This is a genomic window from Azospirillum sp., from assembly GCF_035628975.1.
GTDB lineage: Bacteria > Pseudomonadota > Alphaproteobacteria > Azospirillales > Azospirillaceae > Azospirillum.
Genome location: NZ_DASPIS010000098.1, coordinates 1 through 17,909 on the forward strand (window position 1 = coordinate 1; position 17,909 = coordinate 17,909).

Annotated in this window: 19 protein-coding genes; 8 read left to right on the forward strand and 11 right to left on the reverse strand. The window is 67.5% G+C overall.

Annotation, left to right across the window (positions count from 1 at the left end):
• The first annotated feature begins 2 nt into the window (after positions 1-2).
• Both gap and VD964_RS21150 read left to right on the forward strand, forming a co-directional pair.
• Positions 3-1,010, forward strand: coding sequence for a type I glyceraldehyde-3-phosphate dehydrogenase (gap, locus tag VD964_RS21145; protein WP_324870464.1), 1,008 nt, complete (start codon positions 3-5; stop codon positions 1,008-1,010).
• Between the two features lie 46 nt (positions 1,011-1,056).
• The gene (locus VD964_RS21150; protein ID WP_324870465.1) at positions 1,057-1,302 is read left to right on the forward strand and encodes a hypothetical protein; all 246 of its coding nucleotides are present in this window, start codon (positions 1,057-1,059) and stop codon (positions 1,300-1,302) included.
• 95 nt (positions 1,303-1,397) lie between these two features.
• On the opposite strand, the gene VD964_RS21155 is transcribed toward VD964_RS21150, so the two are convergent.
• From VD964_RS21155 to VD964_RS21165, 3 genes are all read right to left on the reverse strand, one after another.
• The gene (locus VD964_RS21155; RefSeq protein WP_324870466.1) at positions 1,398-3,080 is read right to left on the reverse strand and encodes a caspase family protein; all 1,683 of its coding nucleotides are present in this window, start codon (positions 3,078-3,080) and stop codon (positions 1,398-1,400) included.
• Between the two features lie 93 nt (positions 3,081-3,173).
• On the reverse strand, positions 3,174-3,677 hold the full coding sequence (locus tag VD964_RS21160) for a DUF6644 family protein (RefSeq protein WP_324870467.1): 504 nt from the start codon (positions 3,675-3,677) through the stop codon (positions 3,174-3,176).
• Entirely contained in the window at positions 3,677-4,060 is a 384-nt protein-coding gene (locus tag VD964_RS21165; protein WP_324870468.1) for a DUF6152 family protein, read from the reverse strand. The genes VD964_RS21160 and VD964_RS21165 overlap by 1 nt, the downstream gene beginning before the upstream one ends.
• A 101-nt stretch (positions 4,061-4,161) precedes the next feature.
• On the opposite strand from VD964_RS21165, the gene VD964_RS21170 reads away from it, so the two are divergent.
• Positions 4,162-4,728 carry a histidine phosphatase family protein gene (locus tag VD964_RS21170; protein ID WP_324870469.1) on the forward strand — a complete coding sequence of 189 codons (567 nt, stop codon included), beginning with the start codon at positions 4,162-4,164 and terminating at the stop codon, positions 4,726-4,728.
• 8 nt (positions 4,729-4,736) lie between these two features.
• Here VD964_RS21170 and VD964_RS21175 read toward each other — a convergent pair whose 3' ends face one another.
• Positions 4,737-5,672 (reverse strand): alpha/beta hydrolase, encoded by a 936-nt coding sequence (locus tag VD964_RS21175; protein ID WP_324870470.1) that lies wholly within the window; start codon positions 5,670-5,672, stop codon positions 4,737-4,739.
• Positions 5,673-5,680: 8 nt separating this feature from the next.
• On the reverse strand, positions 5,681-8,194 hold the full coding sequence (locus VD964_RS21180) for a TonB-dependent siderophore receptor (protein ID WP_324870471.1): 2,514 nt from the start codon (positions 8,192-8,194) through the stop codon (positions 5,681-5,683).
• 216 nt (positions 8,195-8,410) lie between these two features.
• Here VD964_RS21180 and VD964_RS21185 point away from each other — a divergent pair, with 216 nt between their 5' ends.
• Positions 8,411-8,665 carry a type II toxin-antitoxin system RelE/ParE family toxin gene (locus tag VD964_RS21185; RefSeq protein ID WP_324870472.1) on the forward strand — a complete coding sequence of 85 codons (255 nt, stop codon included), beginning with the start codon at positions 8,411-8,413 and terminating at the stop codon, positions 8,663-8,665.
• Entirely contained in the window at positions 8,658-9,026 is a 369-nt protein-coding gene (locus VD964_RS21190) for a helix-turn-helix transcriptional regulator (protein ID WP_324870473.1), read from the forward strand. Before VD964_RS21185 ends, VD964_RS21190 begins: the two co-directional genes overlap by 8 nt.
• 12 nt (positions 9,027-9,038) lie before the next feature.
• Here VD964_RS21190 and VD964_RS21195 read toward each other — a convergent pair whose 3' ends face one another.
• On the reverse strand, positions 9,039-10,043 hold the full coding sequence (locus tag VD964_RS21195; RefSeq protein ID WP_324870474.1) for a FecR family protein: 1,005 nt from the start codon (positions 10,041-10,043) through the stop codon (positions 9,039-9,041).
• A gap of 84 nt (positions 10,044-10,127) precedes the next feature.
• Positions 10,128-10,667 (reverse strand): sigma-70 family RNA polymerase sigma factor, encoded by a 540-nt coding sequence (locus VD964_RS21200; RefSeq protein ID WP_324870475.1) that lies wholly within the window; start codon positions 10,665-10,667, stop codon positions 10,128-10,130.
• A gap of 382 nt (positions 10,668-11,049) precedes the next feature.
• On the opposite strand from VD964_RS21200, the gene VD964_RS21205 reads away from it, so the two are divergent.
• On the forward strand, positions 11,050-11,703 hold the full coding sequence (locus VD964_RS21205) for a DUF6655 family protein (RefSeq protein WP_324870476.1): 654 nt from the start codon (positions 11,050-11,052) through the stop codon (positions 11,701-11,703).
• A 1-nt stretch (position 11,704) separates the two neighbouring features.
• Here VD964_RS21205 and VD964_RS21210 read toward each other — a convergent pair whose 3' ends face one another.
• Genes VD964_RS21210 through VD964_RS21225 form a run of 4 tightly spaced genes read right to left on the reverse strand, consistent with a single transcriptional unit; the run spans position 11,705 to position 15,374 of the window.
• Complete coding sequence (locus VD964_RS21210) at positions 11,705-12,463, reverse strand: ABC transporter ATP-binding protein (protein ID WP_324870477.1); 759 nt, start codon at positions 12,461-12,463, stop codon at positions 11,705-11,707.
• On the reverse strand, positions 12,460-13,428 hold the full coding sequence (locus tag VD964_RS21215) for an iron chelate uptake ABC transporter family permease subunit (RefSeq protein WP_324870478.1): 969 nt from the start codon (positions 13,426-13,428) through the stop codon (positions 12,460-12,462). Before VD964_RS21215 ends, VD964_RS21210 begins: the two co-directional genes overlap by 4 nt.
• Positions 13,418-14,377 carry an ABC transporter permease gene (locus VD964_RS21220; protein WP_324870479.1) on the reverse strand — a complete coding sequence of 320 codons (960 nt, stop codon included), beginning with the start codon at positions 14,375-14,377 and terminating at the stop codon, positions 13,418-13,420. The genes VD964_RS21215 and VD964_RS21220 overlap by 11 nt, the downstream gene beginning before the upstream one ends.
• Before the next feature lie 43 nt (positions 14,378-14,420).
• Positions 14,421-15,374, reverse strand: coding sequence for a siderophore ABC transporter substrate-binding protein (locus tag VD964_RS21225; protein WP_324870480.1), 954 nt, complete (start codon positions 15,372-15,374; stop codon positions 14,421-14,423).
• A 330-nt stretch (positions 15,375-15,704) separates the two neighbouring features.
• Here VD964_RS21225 and VD964_RS21230 point away from each other — a divergent pair, with 330 nt between their 5' ends.
• Together VD964_RS21230 and VD964_RS21235 are read left to right on the forward strand one after the other, a co-directional pair.
• Complete coding sequence (locus VD964_RS21230) at positions 15,705-16,142, forward strand: EamA family transporter (RefSeq protein WP_324870481.1); 438 nt, start codon at positions 15,705-15,707, stop codon at positions 16,140-16,142.
• A gap of 149 nt (positions 16,143-16,291) precedes the next feature.
• Positions 16,292-17,731: a glycosyl transferase family protein gene (locus tag VD964_RS21235; RefSeq protein WP_324870482.1), complete on the forward strand. Its 1,440-nt coding sequence runs from the start codon at positions 16,292-16,294 to the stop codon at positions 17,729-17,731.
• Positions 17,732-17,909: the final 178 nt, after the last annotated feature.

Here is a 17,909-nt window from a genome sequence, read left to right on the forward strand (position 1 = left end):
TCATGGCTGTACGGGTAGCGATCAACGGTTTTGGCCGCATCGGCCGTCTGGTTCTGCGCGCCATCTACGAGAGCGGCCGCAAGGACGTGGAGGTCGTGGCGATCAACGACCTGGCCGATCTGAAGGCCAACGCGCACCTGCTGAAGTACGACAGCGTCCACGGCCGCTTCCCCGGCACCATCGAAACGGGCGACGGCGTCCTGATCGTCAACGGCCACTCCATCAAGGTCGTGCAGGAACGTGACCCGGCCAAGCTGCCGTGGAAGGACCTGGGCGTCCAGATCGCCATGGAATGCTCGGGCATCTTCACCAAGCGCGCCGATGCCGCCAAGCATCTGGAAGCCGGCGCCGAGAAGGTGCTGATCTCCGCTCCGGCCACCGACGAGGACATCACCGTCGTCTACGGCGTCAACCACGACAAGCTGACGGCCGAGCACCGAATCGTCTCCAACGCGTCGTGCACCACCAACTGCCTGGCGCCGGTCGCCCATGTCCTCCACAACCTGGTGGGCATCGAGAAGGGCTTCATGACCACGATCCACTCCTACACGGGTGACCAGCGGATCGTCGACACCAACCACAAGGACCTGCACCGCGCCCGCGCGGCGGCCCTGAACATGATCCCGACTTCGACCGGTGCGGCCAAGGCCGTCGGCAAGGTCCTGCCGGAGCTGAAGGGCAAGCTGGACGGCACCGCCATGCGCGTTCCGACCCCGAACGTCTCGGTCGTCGACTTCAAGTTCACGTCCAAGCGCGCCACCTCGGTCGAGGAAATCACCAAGGCGATCAGCGATGCCGCCAACGGCCCGCTCAAGGGCGTGCTGGGCGCCTACGACGAGGAGCTGGTGTCCACCGACTTCAACCACGACCCGCACAGCTCGACCTTCGCGCTGAACGAGACCAAGGTCATCGACGGCAATTTCGTGCGCGTCATGGCGTGGTATGATAACGAATGGGGCTTCTCCAACCGCATGGCCGACACCGCCGTGGCGATGGCGAACGCCAAGTAGGCCGCGCCGAACCAAAAATGCCGACCCAGACCAAAGGAGCCGGACGATGAGCAAGACGATCATGTGGGCCGAAACCGACGCCAAGGGCTTCGAGTCCGAGTGCCTGTTCAACGAGGACAGCCGCCAGTACGAAGTGATGGTCTGCGCATCGGGTCGCCGGCTCTGTCGGTCGGAATCCTTCCCTGCGCAATCCGATCCCATGCAGGGCATGACCGACGAGGACCGCCAGCGCGCCCTGCAATGCGCGGAACGGCTGGTCACCGAGATTGAGCACGATCTGGGCGACCGCTGAGCGGTCGGCATCAGGACCATGATGCGGAACGGGCCGGTACCCTTCAAGGTGCCGGCCCGTTCCGTTTCCCGACACCGCTTAAGGGGGATGCCGGATCACTCCTCCTCGTCGTCCGCCGTCTCCTCCTCGGGCGGTGCGTCCAGGACGATCTCGTCATTCACGGCGTAGAGCAGGCATTCCTCCTTGCCGCCGTCCTGCTCGCACTTCTCGACCGCCGCGGTGCCGGCCTCCTCCTCGCTGTCGCGGTCCCACACCGACGCCCAGCGGCCGGTCAGCGTCAGGGCTAGAGCCTTGTGCCCGGCATTGCGCTGGTAGTTGACCATGCCGACCTTGCGCGTGCGGTCGCTGACGAAGGGGACGCGCGCCGGATCGAAGGAGCCGGAGCCCAGGATTTCCACAGGCATTGGCACGAATCGCTTGCCGTCCATCACCACGCCATCGTCGACGGCGTAGAGGGTGCAGGGCTCCTCCGCCCTGTACTGGCAATATTGCAGGGCGCTGCGCCTGACGTCGTCCGCGGTCCGGCTGTTCGACTTGTTCGTGAAGTAGGCGTAGTTACCCTTGGTCGAGATCGCCAGGGCCTTGGGCGACGGCAGGTCGGGATACACGGCCAGAGCGGCCCGCGACTTGCCGCTGAGATAGGGGATCGCCTCGACATCGACCGGCCGGGCGGCCGGCATGGGTGGAGCGGCCGGGACGGGGGCGGGTGCGGGAACCGGCGGAGCGGCCAGGGCGGCGACCGACACCGGCGCCCGTTCCGCGGTAGCGGCTGCACTCGATGTCCCGCCAAGTTCGGCGACCCGCGCCTCGGCGATCGCCGTGAAGGTGCCCTGCGGGAACTGCTTCAGATAGGCTTCGAACAGCCCACGGTTGGAACTGCCCTTGATGCTGTCCCAGAACAGCGTTTCCTTGTCGGCTCCCACGGCGGCACCGGCGGCGGCTCCCGCGGCAGGGGCCGCCTCGGCCGGCGGCTGGGTCACCACCGTCGTCGGCCCCAGGAAATAGAAGCGCCCTTCGATGGGGGATGCCGACACCCACGGCTGCTGGACGCCGCCGGTGTTGCGCTTGACCGTGATGCCGACATCGTTGAAGACGTCGAATACCGTTTCCCCGGGTTTCAGCAGGGCTTTCGACAAGGCTTCGGTATAGGGGCTGTTCGACCCGGTGCCGTCGGCTGCCACCGCGCCCGGCTGCGTCGCATAGGCGATGATCGTGCCGGCCGGCGCCTGCATCTGCGCCAGCCCGGGCGACGCCGCGCGCAGTCCCCTGCCGCCGAAGGGATTGTTGCGGCAGGCGTCCAGGATGACGATGTTCATCCGGCTTTCCGCCAGCGCCATCTCGTCCAGCACCATGGCGATGTCGACCAACTCATAGCGGACGTCCGACTCCTTCTCCAGATTGGCGGAGACCGGCAGGAGGTAATTGGTGCCGCGCGCCTGCATGCCGTGCCCGGCATAGAAGAACAGCCCGACATCCGCCCCGGCCAGCCGGGCGCCGAAGCTGCGGATCACCCGCTCGGTGCCTGTCCGGTCCAGATCGATCTGCGGCGCCCCGCCGATCAATTCGAACCCGACCGCCCGCAGGGATTCGGCCATCGCCTTGGCGTCATTGACCGGGTTGGGCAGCCGCGGCGCATGCTGATAGGCGCTGTTGCCCAGGATCAGCGCCACCCGCCGTTCCGTTCCCGCCGCCCAGCATGGCCCGGACACCCAGACGAAGAGGGACAGGGCCAGCGACAAGGCCAGCGCGGGGGTGCGTCCCAGGGTGCTCACAGCCATTATCCTTTGGATCGGAAGCGTCGCGCCACTCTGCCCAGGCAACACCTGCGCATGCAAGGCCGGCGATACCCCGAAGGGGCTATGCGGCTCCCCCTAAACGTAGGCGATCAGCCGCCCGGCCGCCAGAACCGCGACCCACAGCAGCAGCGAGGCCGCGCCGGCCACGCGCGCCGCCGGCGGTGGCCGCCCTCCCCCGCCCCAATCGAGGATCCGGCGTCCGGCGCCGCGATGGAACAGCGCGATGTTGGCAAGCGCGGCGACCAGAAGCCCCATTTTGACGAGGAAGGCCGGATTGCCGGCCAGCGCGGTCGCCTCGCTGATGAACAGCAGCATTCCGGTCGGCACCGCCAGGACGAAGCCGATGACCGCCACCGGCAGCAGCAGACGGGACAGCGCCTCGGCCGGCAGGCGGGCATGCAGGCCCATCAGCCGCAGATCGAAGGCGGCGATCGCCCCGACCAGCAATGCCAGCCCCAGGATGTGCAGCACCTCGACCAGCGGATAGAGCCAGAGCGACTGGCGCAGTGCCTCGCCCAGGCCGGAGGTCTCCAGCGCCACCAGCCAGCCGGGTCCGGCCGGGCCCTGGCTGTGGTCCATCAGCGCAGCTCGACCGTCTTGCCATCGGCCGTGATGCGCTCCGCCCGCAGTTCCGCCGGTTCGGACTTGTGGGCATAGCCGACGACGGTCACCGTCTGGCCGGGCTTGATCGTCCCGTCCGGCAGGCCGCGCGCGGTCATGCGGCCGGGCGGCGCCAGCACCACATGCCACAGCTTGCCGTCCGATTGCAGGTTCAGCATCGCGTGCGGGTTGCTGAAGGCGAACTGTTCGACCGTGCCGGTCAGGGTCAGCGTCTTTTCGGAATCATAGCCGCCCCAGCCATGATGGGCGAGCGCCGGCAGCGCCACCGCCGCCGTAACGGCGGCAAAGCTTGCGGCAACAAATACACGGGATCGGGTGTTGAGCAGGCGGCTGCGGACCATGGTGACGCACTCCCTCTCATCAGGCATCCTCGCCACACATGGGGTGGACCGCCTTCCCGGCAAGTGGGGGGCGGAGAGCCGCACCGCCAACGGAGATGCCGATGCCCATCCCGCGCCGCCATACCCTGATGGTTCTTTCCGCTGCCGCGGTGCTTGCCGTCTTGGGCGGTGCGCTTCCCGCCGCAGCGGTGGAGACCGCCGGGCTCGTCGTGCTGATGCGCCATGCGGAGGCTCCGGGCACCGGCGACCCGCCCGGCTTCACGCTGGACGATTGCGCGACCCAGCGCAACCTCAGCGGCGACGGCCGCGCCCAGGCCGAGCGCATCGGCGAGCGGCTGCGGCAGCTCGGCATCGCCAAGGCCCGCGTGCTGTCCAGCCAATGGTGCCGCTGCCTGGAGACCGCGCGGCTGCTGGACCTCGGTCCGGTGAAGGAGATGTCCGCCCTCAATTCCTTCATCCGTCGGCCGGAGGAGGAAAAGGACAAGATCACCGAACTCCGCCAGTTCCTTGCCGACCTGCCGCGCGATGGCCAGCCGGTCGTGCTGGTGACGCATCAGGTCACCGTCACCGCACTGACCGGCATCTTCCCGGCATCGGGCGAGGCGGTGCTGCTGCGGGCGAACGGCACCCCCAACCCCGACCAACTCGACCGCCTGCCGACCCGCTGAAGGCCCGGCTAACGCCCGAGCGCCACGGCCACCGCGCGGCTGACCGCCGCCGGAATGACCGAACCATGGTTCTCGCCCGCGAAGGACACGAAGCTCACCGCCGGTCCGCGCGGACCCAGCGCTGCCAGACGCTCCGCCAATTCGCGCGCGTTGTCCTCCATCCGCGCCTTGCGCCGCCGCTCCTCGCGTGCCGGGTCGGGCGGCTCGCCGGGCGGGGCCTGCAACTCGTTCTCGCCGACAGTCACCAGCAGGCTGCGCGTAGCGGCGGCCGGCGGAAGGGCGTCGGTGAAGCGGCGTTCCTCGCCCAGGATGGCGCGGTCCTGCCACCAGATCGACGGGCTGGCGGCGACGAAGCGCTGGAACGCCTCGCAGCGCGTGAACAGCGCATGCAGGACGAACAGCCCGCCATAGGAGTGGCCGAACAGGGTCTGGCGGCTACGGTCGACCCGGAACCGCCGCTCCACCTCCGGCTTCAGGTCCGCTTCGATGAAGTCCAGGAAGGCGTCGGCCCCGCCGGTGCCGGACGGCGCCCCGGCGGCCGGCGGCGTATAGTCCCGCGCCCGCCGGGGCTGGTCGAAGGCCTTATCCGTCGGATATCCGATGGCGATCACCAGGGCCGGCGGGATGCCCACCGCAGCGCCATGCCCGCCGACCACCCGCATCGCCTCGGTCGCCGTGCCGAAGATGCTGTTGCCGTCCAGCAGATACAGCACCGGCCAGCCTTCCGGCGGCGGCGGGGTTTCCGGCCAGGACGCGAAGATGCGATGGGGCCGGGCCGGATCGCCGCCGGCGGTCATGTCCCACTGCACCGTGCGGGGCAGCGTCACCGCCACCGGCTCCCCGGCGGCGGCGGGACCGCACAGCATCAGGTCGGCAGCCGCGGCAGCCGTCGCAATCGAAGCGCCGATCATGCCGCGCCGCGTCATCGTCCTATCATTCAGCATCCGATCACTCACCATTTGTAGCGCACCCCCGCCAGCACCAGGCGCCGGTCGCCGAAGAAGCAGGCGGTGGCGCTGGAACAGCTGGAAACGAATTCCTTGTCGAACAGGTTGGTGACGTTCAGCGTCAGTTCCGCCCCGGTCAACTCCGTCTTCAGGGCGCCCAGATCGTAGCGGATCGCGGCGTCGGCCAGCGTGTAACCCGGCACTTCGAAGCTGTTCACGTCGTTGCCGGCGGTCGGTCCGACATAGCGGACGCCGCCGCCCAGCTCCAGCCCGGTGAGCGGGCCGCTCTGGAAGCGGTAGTTGACCCAGCCGCTTGCCATGTGATGCGGCACCTGCGGCACGCGGTTGCCCGCGACGCCTGCCGTGTTGGACTTGGTCACCTCGGCGTCGATGTAGCTGTAGGCGCCGATCAGGTCCAGGCTGCTGGTCAGGCTCGCCCGCCCCTCCAGCTCGATGCCGCGGGAGCGGATCTCGCCGGTCTGGACGCTGTAGAGGTTGTTCAGCGGATCGACGGTCAGCACGTCGCGCTGGCGGATGGAATAGCCGGCCAGCTGGATGAAGCTGTTCATGCCCGGCGGCTGGTACTTGACGCCGGCCTCATACTGCTCGCCCTTGGTCGGGCTGAAGGCGCTGCCGCCGCGCGCTGGCGAATAGCTGCCGGAGTTCGGCAGGAAGCTGGTGGAATAGTTGACGTAGGGCGTGATGCCGTTGTCGAACAGGTAGAGCAGCCCGGCCCGCCAGGTGAAGGCGTTGTCCGACTGGCTGGTCCGGCTGTTGTTGGAGGTCAGCACCGTCGTCTCGCTGTCGGCGCGGTCGTGGCGCACGCCGACCGTCAGGCGCCAGTTCTCGTAGGCGACCTGATCCTGCGCGTAGAAGCCCAGCTGGGTCTGGATCTGCCGCGTGGTCTGCACGCTGCGCGCGGTGGGATAGCTGTAGCCGTAGACCGGGTTGAAGATGTCCATCGTCGGCACGGTCACGCCGGTGAACTGCCCCAGGTCGCGGCGGGCGAAGCCGCGCGACCAGTCGGTGCCGAACAGCAGCGTGTGATCGACCGGCCCGGTCATCACCGTGGCCTGCGCCTGGTTGTCGATGGCCAGCGTGTTGGCCATGTCGTTGACGTCGCTGATCGACCGCGTGGCCGTGCGCTGGTTGGCCTGGAGCGACGAGAAGGAGATGGCGCTGAAGGACGAGTTGACGTGGTTGTAGCGGGCATTCTGCCGCAGGGTCCACACGTCGCTCAGCCGGTGTTCGAACTGATAGCCGATGGACGCCGAATTGCGCGTGTAGTTGTCGTAGGCCGGATCGCCGGCATAAAAGCTGGAGCTGAGCTTGCCGTTGCGGTTCGGCAGCACGGTGCCGACGGCGGGCGCGAAGTTGTAGAACCCGCCCTCCGGGTCGCGCTGATAGCTGGCGAGCACGGTCAGGCTGGTGTCGGACGTCGGCCTCCAGGTGATGGCCGGCGCGATGGCGATGCGGTCGTCGTCCACATCGTCGAACTGCGTGCCCGATTTGCGGCCGATGCCGGTCAGGCGGTACAGGAACTGCCCATCCTCCGTCAGCTTGCCGCCGGTATCGAACATGGTCTGCAGCCGGTTGTTGCTGCCGGCCTCCACCCGCACCTCGTGGGTGGCGGTTTCGGTCGGGCGCCGGCTGACCAGATTGACGATGCCGCCCGAACCCGCCTGCCCATAAAGGACGGAGGCCGGACCGCGCAGGATCTCGATGCGCTCCAGCAGCCAGGGATCCACCGTCGGGATGGCGTAGGAGATGCTGCGTTGCTGCCGCAGCCCATCCAAGAAGTTGACATAGGCCGCACCGGCACCCTGCCCGCCGAATCCGCGCACGAACACGCTGTCATAGCGGGCGCTCGGCCGCACCTCCGCCAGGACGCCGGGGGTGTAGCGCAGGGTCTGCGACACCGTCTGCGATCCCTGGTCGTCCATCTGGTCGCGCGTCACCACGCTGACCGACTGCGGCGATTCGATCAGCGGCGTGTCGGTCTTGGTGCCGGTGGTGGTCACCCCAGCGACATAGCCGTCCACCGGCTGCCAGCTCCGCCAGGCTGTGGCCTGGACATTGACCTCCGGCAACTGGATGGCACTGCCCGCATCGCCGGACACCGAAGGTGTCGGCAGCAGCGTCACCGTGCCGGCATCGGTGTAGCGCCAGGTCAGGCCGGTCCCCTGCAGCAGCTTCGGCAGCGCCTGATCCGCCGACAGCCGCCCGCTGACCCCCGGCGACCGCAGGTTCGCCGTCATGTCGGAGCTGTAGAGAAGCTGGATGCCCGCCCGGCTGGCGAAGTCGGTCAAGGCGGAGGACAGCGGCTGCGCCGGGATGTCGTATTGGCGGGCATCGCTCGCCGCGGCCGTCTGGGCCTGCGCCGCGCCGCCTTCCACCGCCACGCCGGCCATGGTCGCCAGCAGCAGGACGCGCAGGGTCTTGCCGGGGAAGTAATGCCGCAGGGAATGTCGCAGCGGAAGCAGGCCCCTGTCCCCCGCCGTCCGGATGTCGCTCGCCATTGTCGTCTCGTCGCTTCTCGATCGATCCCGCCGCCCGTTGCCAAGGCCAAGCCGGGATCCTCCTGACCGATAAGACCGGCGGCGGCGCGAAACCCCTGATGTCTGTTTTGACGATTTTGCGAATTATTCTCAGGATGTCTGCCGAAGGGCTAATCTAAGGAACGCTCAAAATCACATTTCGCTGGGAAATGTCATTGCAAATCGCTATTTTTTTGCATGCGCTCGATCCGCTACACAGCCGATACGCTCAAGATCCTCCGTCGGACGCCGCGCAACACGGCGGATCTGATTCGCCAAAAGATCGAAGAAGTGGCTGCCGATCCGGCAAAGGCACGCAATGTAAAGAAGTTGAAGGGCCGCGACGGCTATCGGCTCTGTGTCGGAGACTGGCGGGTGGTCTATACGATAGAAGCCGGCGTTCCGGTCCTGATCGTTATCGAGATCGGCCCGAGAGGAGACATTTATGACTAACCCCGCTCAGATCATCAGGGACGACCAGGGCCGGCCCGCTTTTGCGGTGCTGCCGATCGCAGAATACGAACGGCTCCTGGAAGCCGCCGACGAAGCGATCGGCCTTCGTGCCTTCGATGCCTATCAGGCCGCAAAGCCGGAAACCTATCCTGCGGAGGTGGCCGACCGCCTGTTCGACGGCGAGCACCCGGTGAAGGTGTTCCGGCAATACAGGGGTCTGACGCAAGCGCAGTTGGGCGACGCCGCCGGGTTGAAGCAGGCTTACGTGTCCCAGATCGAAGCGGGTTCCCGGATCGGCACGGTGGACGTGTTGAAGCGGATCGCCGAAGCCCTGCAAGTCGACCTCGACGACATCACCTGATCGCGAATCCGCTCACCCCTCCCGCCCGGTCAGGACGGCGAAGTAGCCGGCGATGCGGTGGACGCGGATGGGCAGCACTTGTTCGATGGCGGACAGGGCACGGTCGGGATCGCGGATGTCGAAGACGCCGGTGATCCGCCGCTCCCCCAGTTTGGAATCGAGCAGGACGATGGGGCCTGCCCGATAGCGGTTCAACTCCCCCACCACCTCGCTGAGGCTGCGGTCGTCGAAGACCACGCGGCCGTCGCGCCATGCCGTGAGGCGGGCGACGTTCAGTCCAGTCTCGCGCACCGGGCAGGCACCCTCCTCATAACGCGCGGTTTCCCCGGCCGTCAGGCGGACGCCGTCCTCCGCCGACGCAATGCCGGCCGGGCAGTGGACTTCGACCGTGCCCTCCTCCACCGCCACGCGGGTGGAGCCATCCATCCGGCGCACGGCGAAGCGTGTGCCGACCACGCGGGTGACCGCGCCCATCGTCGTCACTTCGAAGGGCCGGCTGCGGTCGGAGGTGACCATGAAGAAGGCTTCGCCCTGGCGAAGGGTCACGCGGCGGTTCGAGCCGCTGAAATCGACCGCGATGGCGCTGTCGGTGTTGAGTTGGACCTGCGATCCGTCGGCAAGCGTCACGGTCCGCCGCTCCCCCGCCGCGGTGCTGTGGTCGCTGCCCAGGCGGTCCAGGGTGGCGGGGCCGAAGACCGCAGCAATGGCAACGCTCGCAGCCAGCAAAGCCAGCGGGGCGAAACGGCGGCTGACGGAGGAACTGGCGGAGCGGTTCCGGCGCATCGGCACAATGGATGCCGCCGGGCGCGGGTCGGGCATCCTATCCAGCGCGCTCCATACCGCGCGCAGGCCGTCGAAGGCGGCACGGTGCTGCGGACTGGCGGCGAGCCACGCCTCGATATCGCGGCGTTCGGCGTCCGTCACCGCGTCGGACTGCAGGCGTACAAGACGCCGCGCCGCCTCTTCGGTGAGGGCATCCGGTGCGGTTCCCGATGCGCATTTATGATCGGAGGTCATCGCCTGTTCCTGACGCTCGCTGGACCCATACCGTATTGGACCTGGAAAGGCGCTCCTTCCCTGACGCCCAAGGACGGAGTACCCCTACGGTTGGTCGCCTGTGCCGTCGCCCAGCCTCTGCCGGCAATGCAGCAGCGCCTTGATGATGTGCTTTTCAACCATGTTGCGCGAAATTCCAAGGCGATTAGCAATCTCGCCATGGCTCAGCCCGTCGATCTTGTTGAGCAGGAACACCTCGCGGCAACGCGGCGGCAATTCGTCCACCACCGCCTGCATCAGGCGCACCCGTTGGCGGGCGGCGGCGGCATCGTCCGGCCGCGCCGTCTCGGCCGCGCCGGCCGGGTCGGGCAGGCAATCCGGCAGGTCGCCGGCCGCGCGCTGTTCCTCCGCCCGGCGGGCGCGCGCAAGGTCGGACGCGACGTTGGCGGCGGCGGCATACAGGTATGACGTCTCATGGCTGATCGGCCCCGATCCGGCAAAGCGCAGCAGGCGCAGATAGACCTCCTGCGCGGCATCGGCCGCACTCTCCCGACAGCCCAGCCGGCGGACGAGGAAGCGCAGGAGGCCCGAATTGTGCTGCCGGAAGAGGCCATCGACCAGCAGGCGGCGCATGTGGGAGGCCATATCCGCAGTCCGATCGGAAACCCGATCGGAAGCCCGATTGGAAGCCATGTCGGTCCAGAATGGGTTGGGGCCAGGGTCAGGAAGCCTGAGGGCGGGAATGAGGAAAATCCGTCTGTCGCTGATAGCAGAACTGCGAATGATTATCAATATCTCCGCTGTCGCGCCGTGACGATTTCCATAGATCTCTAACCTTCGCGTAATGTCGGATCCGTCGACTTGCTCCAAACGCATAGAGACCGACCTGAACATCTGCGCCATTGACCGGAGCGGACGCGTAGGTCTGGATAGGCCGCTTCAGGTGGCTCGTTGCTTCGCATGCGGCCACAGATGGTAGAGTTCAGGGAAAAGCACAATGTTCGGCGGACGGACCACTTCGTTTCACATGCCGGTACCGGGTAGGGACAGGGCATGGCACCGTCTATACCGGACCTCCATCCCGATACTATTCACCACGGTCTGTCTTGGTCTCGCCGGATGCTCCACCGCGCATGTCACCACGCCTGCCCGCTCCGCCACCGAACAGCTTCTGATCTCGACCGCCGCGGACCAAGCGGCGGAGCGTCTGGCCGGGCGGCTGGCGGTGAAGGGCAGCGTCTATGTCGATGCCAGCGGCGTCGAAGGCTACGACACCAAATACGCCGTCTTCGCCGTCCGCGACGCCCTGCTGCGCCATGGTGCCGCCATGGCCCAGACGCGCGACGCTGCCGCCACCGTCGTGGAACTGCGGGTCGGCGCCCTGTCGGTGGACAGCGAAAGCTCGCTTCTCGGCATTCCCAGCATCGACATTCCAATGCCGGTCAGCGGCACCTCCTCCACCCCGGAGATCTCGCTGTTCAAGAAGGAGCTGACGCAGGGCGTCGCCAAGATCGCCGCCACCGCCTATGACAAGAACTCCGGTGCGCTGGTCTCCTCCAGCGGGCCGCAATACGGTTTCTCCAACCGCGCGGAGTGGGTGCTGCTGCTGATGCTGAGCTGGGACACCAACGACCTGCTGCCGCCCGACACCCGCCCCGACCCGAAGCCCTGGGACGATTGAGTCAACGGAAATACAGCGCCACGCGCTTGCCGTCGATCTCGTGGATGTCCGCATCCACGCCATAGACGTCGCGGATGACGCACGGGGTGATGATGTCCTCCGGCGGACCCTGATGCGCGATGCGGCCGTTGCGCATCGCCACGATCCGGTCCGAATAGCAGGAGGCGAAGTTGATGTCGTGCAGCACCAGGATGATGGTCTTGCGGAACTCGTCGGCGGTGCGGCGGAACAGCTTCATCATCGCCACAGCATGCTTGACGTCCAGGTTGTTCAGCGGCTCGTCCAGCAGGACATAGTCGGTGTCCTGGCACAGCACCATGGCGATGAAGGCGCGCTGGCGCTGGCCGCCCGACAGCTCGTCCAGGAAGCGGTGGGCGACCGCCTCCAGTTCCAGATAGCGGATGACCCGCTCGATATGGCCCTGGTCCTCCACCGTCAGCCGCCCCTTGCTGTGGGGATAGCGGCCGAAGGCGATCAGGTCGCGTACGGTCAGGCGCGCCGTCATCTGGTTGTCCTGCCGCAGGATCGACAGGCGCCGCGCCAGCACGTCGCCGGGCGTCGTCGTGACGTCCATGCCATCCACGCTCACCGTGCCGGCGGGCACCGGCAGCAGACGGCTGATCATCGACAGCAGGGTCGATTTCCCCGCCCCGTTCGCACCGATCAGCGAGATGACGCCGCCGGCCGGCAGCGTGATCGACACGTCGTCCACCACCAGAGTTTCGCCATAGGACTTGGTGGCATTCCGGACCTCGATCATCGGGCCGCTCTCCGCACAAGGATGATCAGGAAGACGATTCCGCCCAGGAACTCGATGACGATGCTGAGCGCGCCGTTGAAGCCCAGCAGCCGTTCCAGGACAAGCTGGCCGCTCATCAGCACCAGGATGGCGACCAGCGCCGCCACCGGCAGGATCAGCCGGTGGCGGTGCGTGTCAACCAGCAGATAAGCCAGGTTGGCGACCAGCAGGCCGAAGAAGGTGACCGGGCCGACCAGGGCGGTGGAGACGGCGACCAGCACCGACACCATCACCAGCACCCGCATCACCTCGCGCCGGTGATCGACGCCCAGGTTGATGGCGGCGTCCCGCCCCAGCGCCAGCACGTCCAGCACGCCGGCCTTGCGCCACACCATCACCGACACCGCCAGCACGACCAGCGCCGACACAGCCAGAAGCTGGCCGTCCACCCGGTTGAAGCTGGCGAACATGCGGTCCTGCACCACCAGGAACTCGTTGGGGTCGATCACCCGGTACAGGAAGCTGGTGAGGCTGCGGAACAGCACGCCGAAGACGATGCCCACCAGCATCAGCAGGTGAAGCCCGCGCAAGCTACCCGAAAACAGCCAGCGATAGAGCAGCCAGGAAAAGGCCACCATCGCCGCGACCTCGATCCCGAAGCGCAGGCGCGGGTCGAAGGCCGACACCGCGGCGGATCCCAGCTGGAACACCAGCACCGTCTGGATCAGCCGGTAGAGGGCGTCGAACCCCATGATCGACGGGGTCAGGATCCGGTTGTTGGTGATGGTCTGGAACAGCACGGTGGACATGGCGATGGCATAGCCGACCAGCACCATCGCCGCGACCTTGGTGCCGCGGAAGGTCAGAATGAAGCTCCAGCTTCCCTTCGCGCCGACAGTCAGGAACAGGACGATGGACGCGGCCGCCAGCCCGCCCAGCCCTGCGATCAGGACGGCCGGAGGCAGCGAACGGCGATCAGGCGGCATGGCGGTTCTTCCGCAGCAGCAGGTAAAGGAAGATCGCGCTGCCGACGATGCCCATGGTCGTACCGATCGGGATCTCGTAGGGGCGGATCACCAGCCGGCCGGCGATGTCGCAGGCCAGCACCAGCCCGGCGCCGAACAGCGCCACCCAGGGCAGCGAGAGGCGCATGTTGTCGCCGCGCATCAGGCTGATCAGGTTGGGCACGATCAGGCCCAGGAACGGGATCATGCCGCAGGTGGCGATCACCGCCGCCGTCACCAGCGACACGATGACCAGCCCGAGCGACACCACGCGCCGGTGGTTCAGGCCCAGGTTGGTGGTGAAATCCTCCCCCAGCCCGGCGACGGTGAAGCGGTCCGCCGCGGCATAGGCGACGGCGGTCAGCACGGCGCCGATCCACAGCAGTTCGTAGCGCCCGCGCAGAACGCCGGAGAAGTCGCCGGTCTCCCATGCCCGCACCGACTGCAGCATGTCGAAGCGGTAGGCGACGAACTCCGTCGAAGCGGTGATGACCGCCCCCAGCATGATGCCGACCAGCGGCACGATCAGCGGGGAGCGCAGCGGCATCCGCCGCAGGATGCCCAGGAACAGCGCGGTTCCCGCCAGTGCGCAGACGCCCGCCACCAGCATCCGGCCCAGCATCGGGGTTTCCGGCGCCAGCAGCGTCACCATCAGCATGCCGAACACCGCCGATTCCGCAGTCCCGGCGGTGGACGGCTCGACGAACTTGTTGCGGGCGAGCATCTGCAGGATCAGGCCCGACACCGCCATGCCGGCCCCGGCCAGCACCAATGCCAGCGTGCGCGGTATGCGGCTGACCAGCAGCACCTGCGTCGCCTCGTCCGAGGCTCCGCTCAGGATCGTGCCGATCGTCACGTCGCTGACGCCGACGAACAGGCTGGCTGCCGCCAGCGCGATGACGCCGGCGGCAGCCAGAACAATCCCCCTCATGCCGGCGACCCACCGCCGGCAGCGATTGCGAAGGCGGACATCGTCACGCCTTTCTCGTCAGGACCGCCTTGATGTCGTCGGCATCCTGCTGCATGGCGTTCAGCCCGCCGCCGATCAGGTACCAGTTCGCCGCGTTCAGATAGACCACCTGCCCCTTCTGCCATGCGGCGGTCCGGCGCACGATCTCGTTGTCCAGCAGCTGCTTGGCCGACTGCCCTTCCCGCCCGATTGCGGAATCGCGGTCGAGCACGAACAGCCAGTCCGGATTGGTCTGCAGGATGAACTCGAAGTTGATCGCCTGCCCGTGGTTGGAGGTGTCGAGCTTCTCGGCCGCCGGCACCACGCCATATTCGGTGTGGAGCACGCCGAAGCGCGACCCCGGACCATAGGCGCTGATCTTGCCGCCGGTGGTCAGGATCAGCAGGCCCTTGCCCGCCTTGCCCGCGATCGACTTCACCTCGGCGATCGTCGCACGCAGCTTGTCGGCACGGGCCTTCACCTCGGCGCTCTTGCCGAAGATGCGGCCAAGCGTGTCGGCATTCTCCAGCGCGCTGTCGAAGAAGCGCTCGGGCTTCACCGTCAGGTCGATGGTGGGGGCGATGGCCGACAGCTCGGCATATTTCGGGCCGGACCGGCCGCCGACGATGATCAGGTCGGGCTGTGCGGCGTTCACCGCCTCGTAATCCGGCTCGAACAGCGTGCCGATCCTGGCATAGCCGGGGCCGTCATATTTGGCGAGGTTGCCGGGCTTCAGCCCGCTCGGCGCGCCCGCGACCGGAACGCCCAGCGCATCCAGCGTGTCGAGCGACGCCATGTCGAAGCACAGCACCTTGTTGACCGTCTTGGGCAGCTTCGTCTCGCCCTGGGAATGGCGGATGGTGCCGGCGGCGGCGGTCTGGGCGAAGGCCGCCCGCGGCATGAGGAAGGGCGCCAAGCCGGAAACCCCGATCGCCAGACCTGCCGTCAACAGGTCCCTGCGGCGCGTCACGATGGTCATCACAACTCCCAAAATTATCCGGAATGCACCGAACCTGCGGACGCCGATGGGCGCAGGACAGGTCCGGGCGGGCAGAGCGGGCCGGTGCGCCCCCCCGGGACCGGTCCCGATGGCACATGCTAACGACTCTAATTCTCACTTGCAAAAACTTCCGCGTGGGGCGATGCGACGCAGCACGGATGGCGGCCATGCCCGCGCTTGGACCCTGCCGCCCTGCCCCGCGGCGGTGAGCGGGCTTCCCGAAGCCATTGCATCCGTTGCAGGCTCCATGTCTCGGGTGCCGTCGGCGCCTTGGCGACCGCGGTGAAAACGATGAGGGAAATCAAGAGAATGACCGATGGCCTGTTTCCGTCCTGGATGCTGTGGGCCCTGTTGTCCGCCTGCTTCGCGGCGCTGACCGCCATCTTCGCCAAGGTCGGGGTGGAGGGTGTCGGCTCCGACATGGCGACACTGATCCGGACGGCCGTCATCTTCCTGCTGCTGATCGGTATCGTCGTCTCGACGGGCCAGTCGCTGTCGCCATCGGCGGTATCGGGAAAGACTTGGCTGTTCCTTGTCCTGTCGGGCCTTGCCACCGGGGCCTCCTGGCTCTGCTATTTCCGCGCGCTGAAGCTCGGTCCCGCCTCGCAGGTGGCGCCCGTCGACAAGCTCAGCGTGGTGCTGGTCGCCCTGTTCGGCGTGCTGTTCCTCGGCGAGAAGCTGTCGGCGCCGAACTGGCTCGGCGTCGTCCTGATCGCCGCCGGTGTGATCCTGCTGGCCTTCAAGTAGGCCGCTTGCCCCGCAACGCGACTGCATATCATTATCGCTGGCCTTCAAGAGACCGAAGAGAGCACCATATGGGCAGCATGAGCGATCTTCCCCCCGCGCCTGCGGACCGGCTCGAATCCCGCCAGAGAGCCAGCCGAGCGAGCGACAAATTGACGCGCGGGCGCATGATCGTGGCGCTGGATGCCCTTCTGTCGAAGCGGAACGTCACGCTGGCCGCCCGGGAACTGGACATGCAGACCCCGGCGCTCAGCCGCCTGCTCGGCCAGATGCGGGAAGAGTTCGGCGATCCGCTGTTCGTCCGCTCCGGCCGCGGCCTCGTTCCCACCCCCTTCGCCGAGGCGCTGCGGCCGAAGGTGCAGGGATTGGCGGCGGCCATCGACGACCTGTTCCAGCCGACCGTCGCCAGCCGGCCGTCCGAGCCCTTCGATCCGGGCTGGAACGTCCCGTCCTCCGTTCCGGTCCCGCCGCTGGCGACGCGGCCGGCCAACCTGCTGGACGGCCAACCCTCCCCGGCGGAGGTGGCCGCCAATCTGGAGCGGGTCGGCCAAAGCGACTCCCCCCATGACCGGCTGGCCCGGAACATCGGCGTCCTCGGCATCGCCGGCGGCGGCCATGGCCGCCCGCTGACCATGGAGGAAGCGGAAGAGGCGATGGGCATCGTCCTGGCCGGCGAGGCGGACCCGATCCAGACCGGCGCGCTGTTCGGCATGATGCGCGTGCGCGGCGCCACCGCGCCGGAACTCGCGGGCTTCGTGCGGGCGATGCAGGGCCATGTCGCCGCCCGGTTCGAGGGGCACTTGGGCCGGGGGCACCCGGCAGCCCCGTCCCCCATTCCCGAAGCCGACCTGGACTGGCCCTGCTTCACCTCGCCCAACTACCACAACCCGCCCTGGTTCTTTCATGCCGCGAAGCTGGTGGCGCAGGCGGGGCACCGCGTCCTTCTGCACGGCAACACCGGCAGCGGCCCCGCCGCCGGACGGTACGAGGTGGTGGCCGCTGCGCTCGGGATTCCGGTCTGCTCGACTGCGGACGACATCGGTGCCGCTCTGGCGGCGCAGCGGATCGCCTATGTTCCGCTGACTGCGCTCGCTCCTCAGATCCATCGGCTGATCGGCCTGCACCGGCTGACCCAGTTCCGCAACGCAGCCCTGGAGGCGGTCCATCTGCTGAGCCCGGCCGGCGGGCGCACCAGCCTGCTGGGCGTGACCAAGCCGTCGCACCGCGAACTGCATCGCGACACCGCGCGCCTGCTGGGCTTGTCCCATATCTCCGTGCTGGGCAGCGTGCGCGACGTCGCCCAATACACGCCCTTCCGCCCGGCCACCATCCATCGCCTGATCGACGGCGAGCCGAACGACCTGGCCCTTCCCTCCCGCATGGCGGAGCCGCCGTCCACGCCCCGGCCGCGCGGCACCAGCCTGGAATACTGGCAGGGGGTGTGGACCGGTGCGATGCGCGATGCGCGGGCGGAGCGGATCATCGTCGGCACCGCGGCCTTCGCCCTGTTTTCGCTGCCCGGCGCCGGCGGCGGGTTCGATGAGGCAATGGCCAAGGCGGACTATCTGTGGAAGCAACGTCAATCACGCTGAGCCGCGATGCAGATGCAAATCATTCTTATTAACCGCGTGATATTTCAGCAACATGGCTGAATCCGGCGTCCACCACCGTCGCTCCAGGACACCGGAATCGCTGCATCAGTCACTCCTAAATCATTGACACGAAAGGGAAACATAAATATCCCCCGGCAGCGCTCCCTCGTGGGTGCCG

What these genes read in the sequence shown, in the direction of transcription:
- gap (WP_324870464.1), top strand. Translation starts at nt 3, where the DNA reads ATGGCTGTACGGGTAGCGATCAACGGTTTTGGCCGCATCGGCCGTCTG.
- VD964_RS21150 (WP_324870465.1), top strand. Translation starts at nt 1,057, where the DNA reads ATGAGCAAGACGATCATGTGGGCCGAAACCGACGCCAAGGGCTTCGAG.
- VD964_RS21155 (WP_324870466.1), bottom strand. Translation starts at nt 3,080, where the DNA reads ATGGCTGTGAGCACCCTGGGACGCACCCCCGCGCTGGCCTTGTCGCTG.
- VD964_RS21160 (WP_324870467.1), bottom strand. Translation starts at nt 3,677, where the DNA reads ATGGACCACAGCCAGGGCCCGGCCGGACCCGGCTGGCTGGTGGCGCTG.
- VD964_RS21165 (WP_324870468.1), bottom strand. Translation starts at nt 4,060, where the DNA reads ATGGTCCGCAGCCGCCTGCTCAACACCCGATCCCGTGTATTTGTTGCC.
- VD964_RS21170 (WP_324870469.1), top strand. Translation starts at nt 4,162, where the DNA reads ATGCCCATCCCGCGCCGCCATACCCTGATGGTTCTTTCCGCTGCCGCG.
- VD964_RS21175 (WP_324870470.1), bottom strand. Translation starts at nt 5,672, where the DNA reads ATGCTGAATGATAGGACGATGACGCGGCGCGGCATGATCGGCGCTTCG.
- VD964_RS21180 (WP_324870471.1), bottom strand. Translation starts at nt 8,194, where the DNA reads ATGGCGAGCGACATCCGGACGGCGGGGGACAGGGGCCTGCTTCCGCTG.
- VD964_RS21185 (WP_324870472.1), top strand. Translation starts at nt 8,411, where the DNA reads ATGCGCTCGATCCGCTACACAGCCGATACGCTCAAGATCCTCCGTCGG.
- VD964_RS21190 (WP_324870473.1), top strand. Translation starts at nt 8,658, where the DNA reads ATGACTAACCCCGCTCAGATCATCAGGGACGACCAGGGCCGGCCCGCT.
- VD964_RS21195 (WP_324870474.1), bottom strand. Translation starts at nt 10,043, where the DNA reads ATGACCTCCGATCATAAATGCGCATCGGGAACCGCACCGGATGCCCTC.
- VD964_RS21200 (WP_324870475.1), bottom strand. Translation starts at nt 10,667, where the DNA reads ATGGCCTCCCACATGCGCCGCCTGCTGGTCGATGGCCTCTTCCGGCAG.
- VD964_RS21205 (WP_324870476.1), top strand. Translation starts at nt 11,050, where the DNA reads ATGCCGGTACCGGGTAGGGACAGGGCATGGCACCGTCTATACCGGACC.
- VD964_RS21210 (WP_324870477.1), bottom strand. Translation starts at nt 12,463, where the DNA reads ATGATCGAGGTCCGGAATGCCACCAAGTCCTATGGCGAAACTCTGGTG.
- VD964_RS21215 (WP_324870478.1), bottom strand. Translation starts at nt 13,428, where the DNA reads ATGCCGCCTGATCGCCGTTCGCTGCCTCCGGCCGTCCTGATCGCAGGG.
- VD964_RS21220 (WP_324870479.1), bottom strand. Translation starts at nt 14,377, where the DNA reads ATGAGGGGGATTGTTCTGGCTGCCGCCGGCGTCATCGCGCTGGCGGCA.
- VD964_RS21225 (WP_324870480.1), bottom strand. Translation starts at nt 15,374, where the DNA reads ATGACCATCGTGACGCGCCGCAGGGACCTGTTGACGGCAGGTCTGGCG.
- VD964_RS21230 (WP_324870481.1), top strand. Translation starts at nt 15,705, where the DNA reads ATGACCGATGGCCTGTTTCCGTCCTGGATGCTGTGGGCCCTGTTGTCC.